This window comes from Massilia polaris, assembly GCF_012927275.1.
Lineage (GTDB): Bacteria > Pseudomonadota > Gammaproteobacteria > Burkholderiales > Burkholderiaceae_D > Telluria_A > Telluria_A polaris.
Window position 1 is genome coordinate 348792 of the sequence record NZ_JABBGG010000001.1, and the last position, 15682, is coordinate 364473.

The following is a 15682-nucleotide window of genomic DNA, read 5'->3' on the forward strand; positions in this document are numbered from 1 at the left end:
GCAAGCAATGTCCATCGATGGCAAGCAACGCTTGCACCTCCTGTTCCTGACCGCGGTCTGCGGGCTGGGCGGACTTCTGTACGGGATCGATATCGGCATCATCGATCCCGCCTTGCCCTACCTGCACCGGGCCACCAGCCTCACTGAAGGACAGTTGTCGCTGGTGGTGGCGGCGGTGATGGGCGGCTCGATCCTGGGCTCCGTGGTGGCCGGCATGCTGGCCGACTGGCTCGGGCGGCGCCCGATGATGGTCGTCAGTGCGCTGCTGTTCGTCGGCAGCGTTACCGTGATCTACCTGTCGCAATCGTTTGTGGCCTTGCTGCTGGGGCGCCTGCTGCAGGGCCTGAGCGGCGGCGTGATCGCGGTGGTGGTGCCGCTGTACCTCGCGGAGTGCCTGCCGGCCAGCCAGCGCGGACGCGGGCTGGCGCTGTTCCAGCTCGCGCTCACCGCCGGCATCGTGCTGGCCGCGTTCATCGGCAATCACTACCTGAGCAACGCCGAACTGGCGATCCAGGCCGCCGGCGGCGATGTCGCAGCGGCCACTGCCGCCGCCGACCGCGCCTGGCGCAGCATGTTCCTGGCGGTGCTGTATCCGGGCACCCTGTTCCTGCTCGGCTGCCTGTTCGTGACCGAATCGCCGCGCTGGTTGATGCGGCGGGGACGCGCGGCGCAGGCCGAAAGCGTACTGGCGCGCCTGCGCCCGGCGGCGCAATGCGAGGCCGAGGTGGCCGAGATCGGCGCCGCGCTGGCCGAGGAGAGGGCGCGTCCGAAGCTCGGTCGCGGCGCGGCGCTGGCCGAGATGCTGACCGAGCGGCGCTACGTGCTGCCCTTCGTGCTGGCGTGCGTGATCCTGGGCTGCAACCAGGCTACCGGCATCAACTCGCTACTGCAGTTCATGTCGACCATCCTGCAGCACGCCGGGCTCGATCCGGTGAGCGCGGCCAGCTACGGCACCGCGATCAAGATCCTCAATTCGCTGATGACGGTCGCCGCCATCATGCTGGTCGAGCGCAAGGGCAGGGTGTTCCTGCTCAAGATCGGCACCGCTGGCATCATGGTGTCGCTGTGCCTGCTGGCGCTGCTGTTCCACCGCTTCGAATCGCAGCGCGTCGACGTGCGCGCCGAGGTGGCGGCGCTGGTACGCGACAATGCGCTCGACCTGAGCCTGGCCGATGCCCGGTTTGCACGGTCCGCAGCCGGACCGGTGCAGCTGACCATCCTGTACCAGTACGGCGCCAGGCAGCAGGTGGCCGAAGCATATACGGCGACCCCCGAGGCGCAGGCAGTGCTGGCGCGCGCGCAGGCGCTGGTGCGCACGCTGCCGCAGGACCAGCGCGCGCTGCTGGACCAGGCGCGAGCAGCGTGGAGCGGGCGCGCCGACCCCGCCGTGGCCGATAGCGCGCAGCAGCTGATCGCGAGCCTGGCGCCTGACGCGCGCGCCACGATCGATGCCGCACGGCGCGTCCACACGGCCCAGCGCATCGCTATCCGGCCAGCCGAAGGCGCTGGCGCAGGTGGAGCGGCACTCGAGATCGTGCGCGCCAGCGTCGGCCCGATCCCTGACAGGAACAGCGGGATGCTGGCGGCGCTCTGCATCGCCGGATTCATCGCCGCATTCTCGATCGGGCCGGGCGTATGTGTCTGGCTGGCGCTGTCCGAACTGATGCCGACCCGGATCCGCTCGGTGGGCATGGGCGTGGCGCTCCTGATCAACCAGGGCACCGGCACGCTGATCGCCGGCGCCTTCCTGCCGATCGTGGGCAACTTCGGCTACCACATGATGTTCCTGTTCTGGGCCGCCTGCACCGCGGTGTACTTCATCACGGCGACCTTCTTCCTGCCTGAGACCAAGGGCCAGTCGCTGGAAGAAATCGAGCGGCTGTTCGCCCGTTCCGGCGCAGCCAAGTGAGGCAGGGCGGTCGATGCGCGCACTTGGGGAGAGAGATTTGGACAAGAAGACGATGACGGGCCGCGCCGCGATGTCGTCAACCCTGCTGGCGGCGCTGATGGCGCTGGCGGCGCCGACTGCGCTGGCGGCGCCGACTGCGCTGGCTGAACAGGCCGGGCAGACCGGGCAAGCCATTCCTGCGGCCAGCGGTTCCGCGCTTGGCGTCGCCAACGGCGCCCGGCTGCAACTGCGCTGGGAACTGCAGCGCAAACCGGCGGGTGCACAACTGCCGCAGGGCGGCACGCCGGCGCGCTTCATCCTGGCCAACGGCGACCGGCAGCCGCTGCCGGGGTCTGGCTGGTCGCTGTACTTCACCGGCATCGATCGCATGCCGGCCGGCGCCCAGTCGGGCGGCTTGGTGCTGGAGCAGGTCGCCGGCGGCTTGTTCCGCCTGCGCCCGGGGCCGGATTTCAAGGGCCTGGCGCCGGGCCAGACGCTGGAATTCGCCTATCGCCACAACGATTCGGTGTTCATGCCCTCACGGTCGCCGGGCGCGCCCTACCTGGTGTACGACGCGACGCCTGATGCAGGCGTGTCACTGCAGTACACGGTGGCGACGTTGACCGAACCGGCCCAGCGTGGCAAGGTCGGCAGCCCGCATTCGGCGGTGTCGCCGGAGGACACCTACTGGCGCAACGCGGGCGCCGACCTGCTGCCGGCATCAAGCGTGCCGCCGGTCTTGCCAACGCCACTGCTGCTGCAGCCCGGCGCCAGCCGGCTGGCGCTGGCGGGACGGCCGAACATCAGCGCACCCGCCGCGCTGGCCAATGAAGCGGCGCTGGCGCGTTCGCTGTTCCCGGCTGCCCTCGCTGCCAGCGGTGGGCCGCCGCTGCGCCTGACTGTGGGGGCGGTCGAAGGGCACGCCTCGTCCGAAGCCTACCGCCTCACGATCAGCGCCGCCGGCGGCATCGACATTGTCGGCAACAGCGCGGCCGGCGTCGCCCATGGCGTGCAGACCCTGCGCGACCTGATGCCGCTGCCCGGCGCTGCGGCGCCGGCCTTGCCCGAACTGACGATCGTCGACGCGCCGCGTTTCGGCTACCGCGGCTTCATGCTGGATGTGGCGCGCAACTTCCACGGCAAGGAAACCGTGTTCAAGTGGCTCGACCTGATGGCACGGTTCAAGCTGAATAAATTCCACTTCCACCTGACCGACGACGAGGGCTGGCGCATCGAGATCGCGGGCCTGCCTGAACTGACCACGATCGGCGCCGTACGCGGCCACAGCGCCAAACCCGGCGTGCGCCTGCAGCCGGCCTACGGCTCCGGACCCGATCCGCGTGACGCCAGCGGCAGCGGCTACTACACCCGCGCGGACTACAAGGAGATCGTGCGCTACGCGGCGGCGCGCCACATCGAGGTGACCCCTGAGATCGAGATGCCCGGCCATGCGCGCGCCGCCGTGCAGGCGATGGAGTCGCGCTATCGCCGCCTGAAGTCAGCCGGCAGCGGCGACGCCGCCCGCTACCTCCTCAACGACCTGGACGACCGCTCCGAGTACGTGTCGGCCCAGCTGTTCAACGACAACGTCATCAATCCCGGACTCGAGTCGAGCTACACCTTCGTTGAGCACGTGGTCAGGGAGCTGGCAGCGCTGCACCGCGAGGCCGGCGCACCCATGAAGACGATCCACATGGGCGGCGACGAGCTGGCCAACGGGGCCTGGGAAAAGTCGCCCGCCAGCCTTGCCATGATGCGCAAGCACGGGCTCGAGACCAGCGCCGACCTGTGGGATTATTTTTATGATCGCGTCGACGCCATCGTGCGCAAGCACGGCATGGTCACGTCCGGCTGGGAAGAACTTGCCGCGCGCAAGACGACGTTGGACGGCGCCTCGAAGCTGATCCCCAATCCCCGCTTTACCCGTAACGGCTTCATCGCCTACGTGTGGAACGACACGCTGGGCGCCGAAGACCTGGCCTATCGCCTGGCCAACGCCGGCTACGACATCGTGCTCACGCCGGTGACGCGCATGTACTTCGACATGGCGCACAACGCCAATCCGGAAGAACACGGCGTCAATTGGGGCGCTTACGTCGAACTCGATACGGTGTACGACTTCGACCCGCTCGACATCATGAAGGATGCGCCGGAAGCCGCCCGTGCCGGCAAGGATCGCCTGACCGAGTACGGCAAACGCCGCGTGCGTGGCATCCAGGCCAACCTGTTCTCGGAAACCGCGCGCGATCCGGCCCGCCTCGACTACCTGGTGATGCCGCGCATGGCGGCGTTGGCCGAGCGCGCCTGGGCGGACGCTCCGGGCTGGGCCGCCACGGCGGACCCTGCCAAGGCCGCCGCCCTGCACCGCAGCGCGTGGTCGGGCTTCGTCAATGCATTGGGCCAGCGCGTGCTGCCACGTCTTGACCTGGAAGGCGCCGGGCTGGCCTACCGCATCGCCCCGCCCGGGCTGGTGCTCTACAACGGCAGGGTGCTGGCCAACCACGTGCTGCCCGGGATGACGCTGCGCTATACCAGCGACGGCAGCGACCCGACCCCGGCCAGCAGCCCCGTGACCGGGCCAATCGCCGAGCGCGGCACGATCCGCGTCGCGGCGTTTGACCGCAAGGGCAGGAGTGGGCCGGTCGCCAGCATCGAATCGCGCTGACGCGACGAGACGGTAGCTGCGTGGTATTGACGAGCTGTTCGGCAATTGGCGGGAGCGGAGCCGTCCCCTCAGTCACGCGCGTGCGGACGGGCTCGACGATCAGCCTCCGGGCGATTACTGAGCGGCGGGGAGACGGCGGTCATTCCCATTAGAACAACCGTCCAAGGGCGCGAGCCGAGTGCAGGGAACGGATTGCTATACGGGGTGCTTTCAAATCGGTTAGGCTAGAGCCCACTACAGTCGATAAATTGCCAATGACCTCTCTACTGCCACCGCGGCTCGCTGACCATCTGTGTTTCAATTTGTACTCTACGTCCCTTAAGATGACGCAGCTGTATAAGCCGCTGCTTGCCCCCCTCAATCTTACCTACCCGCAGTACCTGTTAATGGTCGTCCTTTGGGAGCAGGAGGGCTTGGGAATCGGTGAACTCGCAACACGGCTCGGACAGGATCCCGGCTCGATTACCCCAGTTGTGAAACGTCTTGAGGCGGAAGGATATTTAATTCGAAACCGCGACCCAGAAGACGAACGAAATCGTGTGGTCACGCTCACCGCGTCTGGACGAAAGCTCCGGACTGCCGGCGCGCAGGTAAGTCAGAAGATCGCAGATGCCTGCAATATGAAGAGGGATGAGTTCGAGGCCATCATGAGGATTCTCGACAAGCTCGGGAGCAATCTCGACCGATGACTCGGAACAAATTTGGGCAGCATGAAAAAATATTTCAAAATTAGCTTGCGCGCTAACGATTAGCGCGCTAAAGTTATGTTCATGGCGAAGCGCAAAACGAAAAAGCGCCATTGAACATACTTAGTGCGCTAAACAATTTTTCCATAATTCATCTTTTCGAGAGGCTCTATCATGAAAAACGCTACCAAAACCGCACTGCTGTTGTCCGCCGCCTTTTCCGCTGCCGCCGCGCTATCGAACCAAGCGCTCGCTGCGCCAGTCAGCGACACCACCGTTGTCCTCGTCCACGGCGCGTTCGCCGATGGTTCGAGCTGGAACGCAATCACGCCGCTGCTGCAGGCCAAGGGCCTGAAGGTAGTCTCCGTGCAAAATCCCCTGTCCTCGCTGGCGGATGACGTCGCCGCAGTGCAGCGAGTAGTTGATGCGCAGACCGGCAAAGTTGTCTTGGTCGGTCACTCTTGGGGCGGGGCAGTTATCACACAAGCCGGCGTGAGCGATAAAATCAAGGCGCTTGTCTACGTGGCTGCCTTCGCGCCATCAGAAGGCGAAACCCTTGGCACCGTCGGTAAGGACTACCCGCTGCCACCTGGCGTCCCCACTCTTAAGCCAGATTCAAACGGTAACCTCGAGCTGTCGCCGGAATCGTATGCGAAGAACTTCGCTCAAGACATTCCAGCATCCACTAGCGCTGTCTTGGCAACCACCCAAGGCCTGTTCCCTGCCAAGGCGTTTGGCGAGCCAATCACGTTTGCCGCATGGAAGAACAAGCCGAACTACTACATCGTGGCCACTAAAGACCGCATGATCGACCCAGGTCTCCAGGCTGCTTTCGCCAAGAAACTCAATGCTGTGACGACTTCCGTGCCGGCGAGCCACGTGCCAATGCTGTCGCAACCGAAGGCGGTCGCCGACGTTATTCTGGCCGCCGTGAAGCGCTAATTCGAGCTGGCCACGAAGGTGGCCCCTTACGGCGCAAGATCAAACCACCGTCTCACAATTAAACGCAACTTCCAAAGGAAATTACCATGTCTATTCAAAATATTCTGTACCGCGCAACCGCCAAAGCAACCGGCGGCCGTGAAGGACGCGCCGTCTCGCAGGACCAAGTATTGGACGTCAAGCTGACGACTCCGAAAGAGTTAGGCGGAAACGGCGCTGTCGGTACCAACCCTGAACAGCTGTTTGCTGCAGGCTACTCCGCCTGTTTCTTAGGCGCGATGAAATTTGTCGCCGGCCGCGACAAGATTACGCTGCCTGCAGATGTCAGCATCGAAGGCACGGTCGGCATCGGTCCGATCGAAACAGGTTTCGGCATTGAAGTCGAATTGAAGATCTCGCTGCCTGGCATGGACCGTGTTGTCGCTGAAAAACTGGTAGCCGCAGCGCACATCGTCTGCCCCTACTCGAATGCGACGCGCGGCAACATCGACGTCACCCTCACGATTGACGCATAGGAAAACGACCCATGAAAAAACTCGTTGGCTATTTCTAGGCAACTGCTTACTGTATCGCTAACGAGCTTTGTTCACGGGTTGTTTAGCCCATCTCCGGTGCTGGATTCGCTTTAGGTAATTTCCTTGTTTTCAAGTTATCGCCTATAGCCAGACTTCGCCAGGTTTTGGGTCGAAAGGTTTGTATGAAAGCCGGTAAAAACCCACCTTCCATTTCTAGTCACCTCTGCTTCAACCTGTATGCGACGTCTCTCAAAATGACGAATCTTTATCGACCATTACTCGCGGAACTGGGGTTGACCTATCCCCAGTATCTTGTGATGCTGGTCCTTTGGGAGCAAGACGGCTTAGGAATTGGCGCAATCGCAGAGAAACTGCACCAGGACTCCGGCTCGGTCACCCCGCTAGTAAAGCGACTAGAGCGTCTTGGCTACCTTTCGCGAGAGCGTAGTTCACTTGACGAACGAGCCCTCCGAATTGTTCTAACTCAGCCGGGAAGGGAGCTTCGCGGTGCCGCTGCGAAGGTAACCGCACAGGTAACTCATGCATGTAATATCGGGCAGGCCGACCTTGATGAACTAATGTCGCGAATCGGAGTGTTAGCCCGAACGTTGGCGGGCGGCAGCGACTCCGCTAGCATTCCCCAAAGCGGAAGGTGTGAGGTATCCTGACATTTTTGGACACTCCTGTATGAGTAAATTTTGCCACTGGGAGAATTTATGAAGAAACTGACCACTACACGCCAGAGCTTCGCGAAGAAGCTGTAAGCTGGTTCTCACGCAGGGGCTTGCCATCGACGAAGCAGCCGGGCGCTCAACGAGAACTGCGCCACGCGCCGGCGCAACCGATTAACTGAAAATAGGAGGATGAAATGACCCTGCAGCGTACCGATTTCCGTGGGGCAGATGGTCAGCTCCTGGCCGCCCGCCTTGACCGTCCCAAAGGCGCGATCCGCGCATACGCGCTCTTTGCGCATTGCTTTACTTGTGGCAAAGACGTCTTCGCGGCAAGCCGTATTGCCCAGTCCCTCACAGAACATGGGCTTGCAGTCCTGCGGTTCGACTTTACTGGCCTTGGCGCCAGCGAAGGCGAATTTGCAAATACAAATTTCTCGTCCAATGTCGCCGACCTCGTCGCCGCGGCGAACTACCTGCGCCAGCACCATGATGCGCCCGCCGTGCTCATCGGCCACAGCCTGGGCGGCGCCGCAGTCTTGGCCGCGGCTGAACACGTTCCCGAAGCACGAGCCGTGGTGACGATTGCCGCCCCCAGCGATCCGTCGCATGTAGTCGGACTGTTCCGCGACCACTTGGCCCAGATCGAAGCGGTCGGCGAGGCGGAAGTGCAGTTGGCCGGCCGCCCCTTCCGGATCAAGCGTCAATTCTTGCTGGACGCGGCGGAGAATCAACTCGGCAGCAAAGTAGCCCGGTTGCGCAAGGCACTGCTGGTGATGCATTCACCGCTCGACGCTACTGTCAACATTGCGAACGCGTTAGAAATTTTCACTTGGGCCAAGCATCCGAAAAGCTTCGTGTCGCTCGACAGCGCGGACCATCTGCTGAGCCACAAAAGCGATGCTGTTTACATCGCCAACGTCATTGCCGCCTGGAGCGAGCGCTATCTACCGCAAACTCCCCGATAACCGTTGCGTACCACGCAGCGCACCTATAGCGCCGCCCAAACCTCCCGATGTCCTTCATCCGGCATATGGAGAAGATTGCGCCGAACGGGCGGCGATTCCGCCATTTCAGCGGCGCGCCGTCGGTATCGACACCGGAATAGACTTGCCCTTGCCCGACGATGCACGCCGGGTCCGATAGTCACTCAAGGGAGCCAGAATGAAAAAAATCTCTGTGTTGTTCGCCGCGTTGCTTGGTATCAGTGGCGTCGCCGTCGCCGATCACCATATGAAGGGCGAAAAAAAGATGGACATGAAAATGGTCGATGCCAACGGCGACGGCATGATCTCGAAAGACGAGTTCATGAAGCACCATGAAATGATGTACGAAAAGATGAAGAAAAATAAAGCCGGGATGGTCGACATGAAGGATATGGAAATGATGCATCACGGCATGGCGAAGATGCACATGGATAAAGCCAAGGACACGCATGGCGCCATGAAGGATGGCACGACAAAATAAGTCGCCCTGAAGCGGCATGCTCCTGCCAGCCGCGGCGCAAGGCAGCTTGTAACATCGTTGGGGATCATGAAACTTTCCCGCGCAGCCAGGTTATTTGCCGCCAGCATTGCATCGCACCAAGCTGAACCACAAGGCCGGAAAAGGACGCATTTCCCTTTCCAGGCCGTTTTGCAGCACACTGTTGACAGGATCTGTTTGCCCTTGTAGTATCGTCGCTGACTATGAAATTATCCCGTTCATCCCGCCTGGTCGCCGCGGTTATCGCTTTGTTCAGCATCCTGTTCATGCAGCTTGCTGTAGCGTCGTACGCCTGCCCGTCGCTGAGCGCCGATCATGGCAGCCAGGCGATGGCTGCCATGCCGATGGAAGAGATGGCGGGATGCCACGACATGGATCCGGAGCAGCGCAGCCTGTGCCACGCGTATGGACAGGCCGGGAATCAGTCGCTCGACAAGCCGGCAGTCCCGCCGCTGCAGCCTTTCCTGGCGGTCGGCTTTGGCCTTTCGGTGACTGCGCCGGATGCCAATCATCTTCCTGCTTTCGCATTCCCGCGCAACACCTTCCTTACCCGCGCGACGGCGCCTCCGCTTGCCATTCGCAACTGCTGCTTCCGCATTTAATCCTCCCGCTTGCTTTGCTTTCATTTCGCTGCGCGTCTGCGCTGGCGACGTTGTCCATTGCATTCTGGAGGTATCATGTCATCCCGGTTTTTCACAGCGGCCAGCCGGCCGCAAATGCCAGCTATTGGCTGGCGCGCGGCGGTCGTGGCGGCCGCTTTGTTCGGCGCGCTGGTCAGCGCCGCTTATGCAGCTGACGCTCCGTTAACGCTTGACGAGGCAATTCGGCTCGCCGTCGAGCGTTCGCGCCTGCTGTCCGCCAAGGATTCGGCAGCCGAGGCATCGAGGGAAATGGCGGTCGCCGCAGGCCGGCTGCCGGATCCAGTGCTGAAGATTGGTCTCGACAACCTGCCGATCAACGGGCCGGATCAGTTCAGTACGACGCGCGACTTCATGACCCAGCGACGCATTGGCTTCACGCAGGACCTGACCCGCGCCGACAAGCGGCACCTGCGCACCGAACGTTACGAGCGTGAGGCGGAAAAGTCCGTCGCCGAAAAAGCCGCGGCGTCGGCCGCAATCCAGCGCGATACCGCCATGGCCTGGCTGGCCCTGTCCTATGCCGAGTCGATGGCTACTGCGGTCAGCGAACAGACGGCACAGGCGAAGCTGGAAGTGCAGGCGGCGGAGGCTGCCTACCGCGCGGGACGCGGCACCCAGGCGGATCTCCTCAATGCCCGCAGTGCGCTGGTGACGTTCGACGATCGGGCGAGCGAAATCCGCAGCCGCATTACCGACGCCACCATCAAGCTGGCGCGCCGCGTCGGCGACGCAGCTCAACGACCGCTCGCCGACAGGCCTGCAACCACTGCCATTCCGCTTGACCCGGCGACGCTCGAGATCCAGCTCGCAAAACACCCGGATATTGCCGTACTCAACAAGCAGGAAGAAATCGGCGCGACCGAGGCGAAGCTGGCGCGCGCCGACAAGAAAGCGGATTGGAGCGTCGAAGTGGCGTTCCAGCAGCGCGGTCCGGCATATTCGAACATGGTGTCGCTCGGCGTCTCGGTCCCCCTGCACTGGAATCAGAAGAACCTGCAAGACCGCGAGGTGGCATCAAAGCTCGCGCTGGTCGAACAGGCAAAAGCCGAGCGCGACGACGCGTTACTCGAGCGGGTAGCCGAAGTACGGGCATTGATCAACGAATGGCATACCAGCCGCGAGCGGCGCATCCGCTACGAGGGCGATCTCGTGCCGCTGGCGCAGTCCCGGGCAGCCGCGCTGTTGGCGGCGTACCGCGGCGGCAAAGCGGCGCTCGCCGACGTGCTCGCAGCGCGCAACGCTGAGCTGACGGTGCGTCTCGAGGCATTACAGCTGGAGGCGCAGGGCGCTCAACTATGGGCCCAGCTCAATTACGTATTTCCGCAGGAAGGCGGGCCGGCACCCCATTCCGACGCGCGCGTGAACAAGGATTCAAAATGAAAAACAAGATAGTCATCGGTGTCTTGGTGGCCGCCGTCGCGGTCGGCGGTGCGGGGTACGGTTTGTACGCGCTCGGAAAGAAACAGGGAATGGCGGCCCGGTCGGGGACGGCAGCGCCGGCGGCGGCGCAAGCGGAACGCGCCGTTGACCCTGCAAGTGGCAGGAAGGTTTTGCATTGGCACGACCCGATGGTACCCGGCCAGAAGTTTGACAAGCCGGGCAAGTCGCCATTCATGGACATGCAGCTGGTGCCCGTGTATGCCGCTGAAAGCGCCGATGAAGGCGGCGTGTCCATCAGTCCGCGGGTACAGCAGAACCTCGGGATCCGCACCGCCGAGGTCACCCGCGGTTCGCTGTCGCGCGCGATCGAGGCGGTCGGAAGCATCGCCTACAACGAGCGCGATGTCGCGCTCGTCCAGGCGCGCAGCAATGGCTACGTCGAGCGGCTGTTCGTACGCGCGCCGCTCGATCCGGTAAAAAAGGGCCAGCCGCTGGCCGAGCTGTATATGCCGGACTGGGTCGCAGCGCAGGAAGAATTTCTTGCCGTCAAGCGGATGCGTGGCGTCGGGACGGAATCCCTGGCCGATGCCGCGCGTCAACGGATGCGCCTTGCCGGCATGAGCGATTCGCAGATCCGCCTGATTGATTCGACTGGCAAAGTACATCCGCGGCTGACGGTGCACGCCCCTATCAGCGGGATCATCGCTGAACTGAGCGTGCGCGAAGGGATGACCGTGATGTCGGGAGCGCCAATGTTCCGCATTAACGGCCTCGACACCGTCTGGGTGAACGCCGAGGTGCCGGAAGCAGTCGCCGCGCAGGTAAGCCCAGGTGCTGCCGTCGAAGCGCGCGCGGCCGCATTGCCGGGTACTGTACTGAAGGGCAGGGTCAGTGCGATTCTTCCCGAGGTTGAGGCGGCCACGCGCACCCTGAAAGCGCGCGTGGAGCTGGTCAACCCAGGCCACCGTCTCGTGCCGGGCATGTTTGCTACCGTGCAGTTCTCGCCCGCCGCACCTTCCGAGGTGTTAATCGTTTCGAGCGAAGCGGTGATCCGGACCGGAACGCGCAGCGTCGTGATGGTGGCGCAGGAAGGTGGCAAGTTCACGCCGGTCGACGTCGAAACTGGGGCGGAAAGTGATGGCCAGACCGAGATTCGCAAGGGATTGGAAATGGGGCAGAAGGTTGTCATATCGGGGCAGTTCCTGATCGACTCCGAAGCCAGCCTGCGCGGAACGGCGACCCGGATGAGCGACATGCCCAAGGCGGAAACGCCGCAGCAAACCGGGGGCGCGGTCCACCGCGGCGAAGGAAAAATCGAAAGCATCGACGCCGACGAGGTCACCTTGTCCCACGGGCCGATATCGAGCATGCAATGGTCAGCGATGACGATGGGGTTCCAGCTACCTGACGGTGGCGTCGCCAAGGGCCTGAAAGTGGGCGATACGGTGAGTTTCGAATTCAAGCCAACGAAGGACGGGGCGTTCAAGCTCACCGCGATCACGCCAAAAAGCGCAGGCGGTAAGAAATGATCGCCAAGCTGATTCGCTGGTCCATCTCGAACCGCTTCCTGGTATTGCTGGCAACGGTGATGGTCACGGCATGGGGAATCTGGTCGCTGCAGCGGGCGCCGCTCGATGCGCTCCCTGACCTGTCAGACGTCCAGGTAATCATCCGCACCGCCTACCCGGGACAGGCGCCGCAGATCGTCGAAAACCAGGTTACCTACCCGCTGACGACCACGATGCTGTCGGTGCCGGGCGCGAAAGCCGTACGAGGCTATTCCTTCTTCGGCGACTCCTTCGTGTACATCCTGTTCGAGGATGGCACCGACCCGTACTGGGCGCGCTCGCGTGTGCTGGAGTACCTGAACCAGGTGCAGTCGCGCCTGCCACCGCAGGCGAAGACCGCGCTCGGCCCGGATGCCAGCGGGGTAGGGTGGGTGTATGAATATGCGCTGGTAGACCGCAGCGGCAAGATGGACCTGTCGCAGCTGCGCGCGCTGCAGGACTGGTTCCTCAAGTACGAGCTGAAAACGGTGCCGAACGTCGCAGAAGTCGCGAGCGTCGGCGGCATGGTGCGCCAGTACCAGATCGTGCTCGATCCTGCCAAAATGCGGGCGTACAACATCGCCCACGGTGTCGTGGTCGACGCGGTGCAGAAGGCGAACCAGGAAAGCGGCGGCTCGGTGCTCGAACTGGGCGAGGCGGAATACATGGTGCGCGCCAGCGGTTACCTGCAGTCGCTCGACGACTTTGCGAAGATCCCGTTGATGACCACGGAAGCCGGCGTTTCCGTGCGCCTTGCGGACGTCGCGCGGATTCAGCTGGGCCCGGAAATGCGGCGCGGCATCGCTGAACTGAATGGCGAAGGCGAGGTGGCCGGCGGGGTGATTGTCATGCGGTCAGGGAAGAATGCATTGGAGACGATCAATGCGGTCAAGGCGAAGCTGGAATCGCTCCGCGCCAGCCTGCCGGCAGGCGTCGAAATTGTCCCCACCTATGACCGTTCGGGCCTGATCAAGGGGGCGATCAGCAATCTCCAGGAAAAACTGATCGAGGAATTTATCGTGGTCGCGATTGTCTGCGCGATCTTCCTGTTCCATCTGCGTTCCGCGCTGGTCGCCATCGTGACTTTACCGATCGGCATCCTGATCTCGTTCATTGTCATGCACTACCAGGGCGTCAATGCCAACATCATGTCGCTGGGCGGGATCGCCATCGCCGTCGGCGCGATGGTGGATGCAGCGGTGGTGATGATCGAAAACGCGCACAAGCACATCGAGGCATGGAACCATGAGCATCCAGGCCGCAAGCTGGAGGGGAAGGAGCATTGGCGCGTGATCGGTGACGCCGCGGCGGAGGTGGGGCCGGCGTTGTTCTTCTCGCTGTTGATCATCGTCCTGTCGTTTATCCCGGTTTTCACCCTGGAGGCCCAGGAGGGGAGGCTGTTCTCTCCGCTGGCGTTCACCAAGACCTATGCGATGGCTGCAGCGGCTGGCCTGGCGGTGACCCTGATTCCTGTGCTGATGGGCTATCTGATCCGGGGACGCATTCCGGACGAGCAGAAAAATCCGCTCAACCGGGTGCTGATTGCGGTGTACCGTCCCTTGCTCGAACGGGTACTGCTGTTTCCCAAGGCGACGCTGCTGGTGGCCGGCCTGATCGCCGTGGTTACGGTGTGGCCGATGACCAGGCTCGGGGGCGAGTTCATGCCGCCGCTTGACGAAGGCGATCTGCTGTACATGCCGTCCGCGCTGCCTGGACTGTCGGCCGGCAAGGTGGCGCAACTGCTACAGCAGACCGACCGGCTGATCAAGACTGTGCCGGAAGTGCACAGTGTGTTTGGCAAGGCCGGGCGCGCCGAAACAGCGACCGATCCGGCGCCGCTCGAGATGTTCGAAACCACCATCCAGTTCAAGCCGCGCGACCAGTGGCGGGCGGGCATGACGACCGATAGGCTGGTGGCCGAACTCGATCGGATCGTGAAGGTGCCGGGCCTTTCAAATATCTGGGTGCCGCCGATCCGCAACCGCATCGACATGCTCGCCACCGGGATCAAGAGTCCGGTTGGCGTCAAGGTTGCCGGCACCGACCTCAAGGAAATCGACCGCGTCGCCGGCACGATCGAGCGGATCGTCAAACGTGTACCCGGGGTGTCGTCGGCTCTCGCGGAACGGCTTACTGGTGGGCGCTACATCGACCTCGACATCAACCGGGATATGGCGGCGCGCTACGGCCTGAACATCGCCGACGTGCACGGCATCGTATCGTCCGCGATAGGTGGCGACAATATCGGTGAGACCATCGAAGGCCTGCAGCGATTCCCAATCAATGTGCGCTACCCGCGTGAATACCGCGACTCGATCGAGAAGCTGCGCCAGCTACCCGTGCTCACGCCGCGGGGCGCACAGATTCGCCTGGGCGATGTCGCGACCATCCGCATCAACGATGGTCCGCCAATGCTCCGTAGCGAAAACGCGCGCCTGTCCGGATGGGTGTATGTCGACATCCGCGGCCGCGACATGGGGTCGGTGGTGCGCGACATGCAGCAAGCGGTGGCCAGGGAGTTGAAGCTGCCCGCAGGGTACTCCGTGTCGTGGTCGGGCCAGTTCGAATACCTGGAGCGGGCCAGCGCCAAGTTGAAGGTGGTGGTGCCCGCCACGCTGCTGATTATTTTCGTGCTGCTTTACCTGACGTTCAAACGCGTCGACGAAGCGGCGCTGATCATGGCCACGCTTCCCTTCGCGCTGGCCGGCGGCGTCTGGCTGCTGTGGGTGCTTGGGCATCACGTGTCCGTTGCGAGCGCGGTCGGATTCATTGCGCTGGCGGGCGTGGCGGCCGAGTTTGGCGTCATCATGCTGATCTACCTGAAGCACGCGTGGGAAGACCGGATACGAGACGGCAAACATACCGAAGCGGACCTGCTCGATGCGATACGCGACGGCGCGGTGCTGCGCGTGCGGCCCAAGGCGATGACGGTGGCGGTCATCATCGGCGGCCTGATCCCGATTGTCGTCGCTTCCGGCACCGGTTCGGAAATCATGCAGCGCATCGCTGCGCCGATGGTGGGCGGGATGATCACCGCGCCGCTGTTATCGATGTTTGTGGTGCCGGCGGTGTACCTGTTGATGCGTCGGCGCGAAGTGAGGCAGGCGCTCGCTAAGCCGTGAATGGGACGGTCGCTGGCGTGTTTCAGGCGTGCAGGGTGGCAGGCATTTTTTGATATTGCTCGTGGAGGGAAATATGGAATTCAACACATTCAAATGGGCCGCGCTCGGCGGGACGCTTGCAGGCCTGCACCGCCAGGTCA

12 protein-coding genes are annotated in these 15682 nt (G+C 63.0%); all 12 read left to right on the forward strand.

Going from position 1 to position 15682, the window contains the following annotated elements; translation table 11 throughout:
• Positions 1-7 precede the first annotated feature (7 nt).
• The 12 genes from HHL21_RS01675 to HHL21_RS01730 all read left to right on the forward strand — a co-directional run bounded on the left by HHL21_RS01675 (position 8) and on the right by HHL21_RS01730 (position 15542).
• Positions 8-1909, forward strand: a complete 1902-nt coding sequence (locus HHL21_RS01675) for an MFS transporter (RefSeq protein ID WP_169463511.1) — start codon at positions 8-10, stop codon at positions 1907-1909.
• A 37-nt stretch (positions 1910-1946) separates the two neighbouring features.
• On the forward strand, positions 1947-4553 hold the full coding sequence (locus HHL21_RS01680) for a family 20 glycosylhydrolase (protein ID WP_229495828.1): 2607 nt from the start codon (positions 1947-1949) through the stop codon (positions 4551-4553).
• Between the two features lie 323 nt (positions 4554-4876).
• Positions 4877-5242: a MarR family winged helix-turn-helix transcriptional regulator gene (locus HHL21_RS01685; protein WP_229495830.1), complete on the forward strand. Its 366-nt coding sequence runs from the start codon at positions 4877-4879 to the stop codon at positions 5240-5242.
• 171 nt (positions 5243-5413) lie between these two features.
• Positions 5414-6181: an alpha/beta fold hydrolase gene (locus HHL21_RS01690; RefSeq protein ID WP_169463513.1), complete on the forward strand. Its 768-nt coding sequence runs from the start codon at positions 5414-5416 to the stop codon at positions 6179-6181.
• Positions 6182-6267: 86 nt separating this feature from the next.
• On the forward strand, positions 6268-6696 hold the full coding sequence (locus HHL21_RS01695; protein WP_169463514.1) for an organic hydroperoxide resistance protein: 429 nt from the start codon (positions 6268-6270) through the stop codon (positions 6694-6696).
• 254 nt (positions 6697-6950) lie between these two features.
• On the forward strand, positions 6951-7364 hold the full coding sequence (locus HHL21_RS01700; protein ID WP_267874046.1) for a MarR family winged helix-turn-helix transcriptional regulator: 414 nt from the start codon (positions 6951-6953) through the stop codon (positions 7362-7364).
• A 200-nt stretch (positions 7365-7564) separates the two neighbouring features.
• The gene (locus HHL21_RS01705; protein WP_169463516.1) at positions 7565-8335 is read left to right on the forward strand and encodes an alpha/beta hydrolase family protein; all 771 of its coding nucleotides are present in this window, start codon (positions 7565-7567) and stop codon (positions 8333-8335) included.
• A 196-nt stretch (positions 8336-8531) separates the two neighbouring features.
• Complete coding sequence (locus tag HHL21_RS01710) at positions 8532-8834, forward strand: hypothetical protein (protein WP_169463517.1); 303 nt, start codon at positions 8532-8534, stop codon at positions 8832-8834.
• A 221-nt stretch (positions 8835-9055) separates the two neighbouring features.
• Positions 9056-9454, forward strand: a complete 399-nt coding sequence (locus HHL21_RS01715; RefSeq protein WP_169463518.1) for a hypothetical protein — start codon at positions 9056-9058, stop codon at positions 9452-9454.
• 114 nt (positions 9455-9568) lie between these two features.
• Positions 9569-10873, forward strand: a complete 1305-nt coding sequence (locus tag HHL21_RS01720) for a TolC family protein (protein ID WP_169463899.1) — start codon at positions 9569-9571, stop codon at positions 10871-10873.
• Complete coding sequence (locus HHL21_RS01725; RefSeq protein ID WP_169463900.1) at positions 10870-12402, forward strand: efflux RND transporter periplasmic adaptor subunit; 1533 nt, start codon at positions 10870-10872, stop codon at positions 12400-12402. Before HHL21_RS01720 ends, HHL21_RS01725 begins: the two co-directional genes overlap by 4 nt.
• Entirely contained in the window at positions 12399-15542 is a 3144-nt protein-coding gene (locus HHL21_RS01730; protein ID WP_169463519.1) for an efflux RND transporter permease subunit, read from the forward strand. Before HHL21_RS01725 ends, HHL21_RS01730 begins: the two co-directional genes overlap by 4 nt.
• Positions 15543-15682: the final 140 nt, after the last annotated feature.

What these genes read in the sequence shown, in the direction of transcription:
- HHL21_RS01675 (WP_169463511.1), top strand. Translation starts at nt 8, where the DNA reads ATGTCCATCGATGGCAAGCAACGCTTGCACCTCCTGTTCCTGACCGCG.
- HHL21_RS01685 (WP_229495830.1), top strand. Translation starts at nt 4,877, where the DNA reads ATGACGCAGCTGTATAAGCCGCTGCTTGCCCCCCTCAATCTTACCTAC.
- HHL21_RS01690 (WP_169463513.1), top strand. Translation starts at nt 5,414, where the DNA reads ATGAAAAACGCTACCAAAACCGCACTGCTGTTGTCCGCCGCCTTTTCC.
- HHL21_RS01695 (WP_169463514.1), top strand. Translation starts at nt 6,268, where the DNA reads ATGTCTATTCAAAATATTCTGTACCGCGCAACCGCCAAAGCAACCGGC.
- HHL21_RS01700 (WP_267874046.1), top strand. Translation starts at nt 6,951, where the DNA reads ATGACGAATCTTTATCGACCATTACTCGCGGAACTGGGGTTGACCTAT.
- HHL21_RS01705 (WP_169463516.1), top strand. Translation starts at nt 7,565, where the DNA reads ATGACCCTGCAGCGTACCGATTTCCGTGGGGCAGATGGTCAGCTCCTG.
- HHL21_RS01710 (WP_169463517.1), top strand. Translation starts at nt 8,532, where the DNA reads ATGAAAAAAATCTCTGTGTTGTTCGCCGCGTTGCTTGGTATCAGTGGC.
- HHL21_RS01715 (WP_169463518.1), top strand. Translation starts at nt 9,056, where the DNA reads ATGAAATTATCCCGTTCATCCCGCCTGGTCGCCGCGGTTATCGCTTTG.
- HHL21_RS01720 (WP_169463899.1), top strand. Translation starts at nt 9,569, where the DNA reads ATGCCAGCTATTGGCTGGCGCGCGGCGGTCGTGGCGGCCGCTTTGTTC.
- HHL21_RS01725 (WP_169463900.1), top strand. Translation starts at nt 10,870, where the DNA reads ATGAAAAACAAGATAGTCATCGGTGTCTTGGTGGCCGCCGTCGCGGTC.
- HHL21_RS01730 (WP_169463519.1), top strand. Translation starts at nt 12,399, where the DNA reads ATGATCGCCAAGCTGATTCGCTGGTCCATCTCGAACCGCTTCCTGGTA.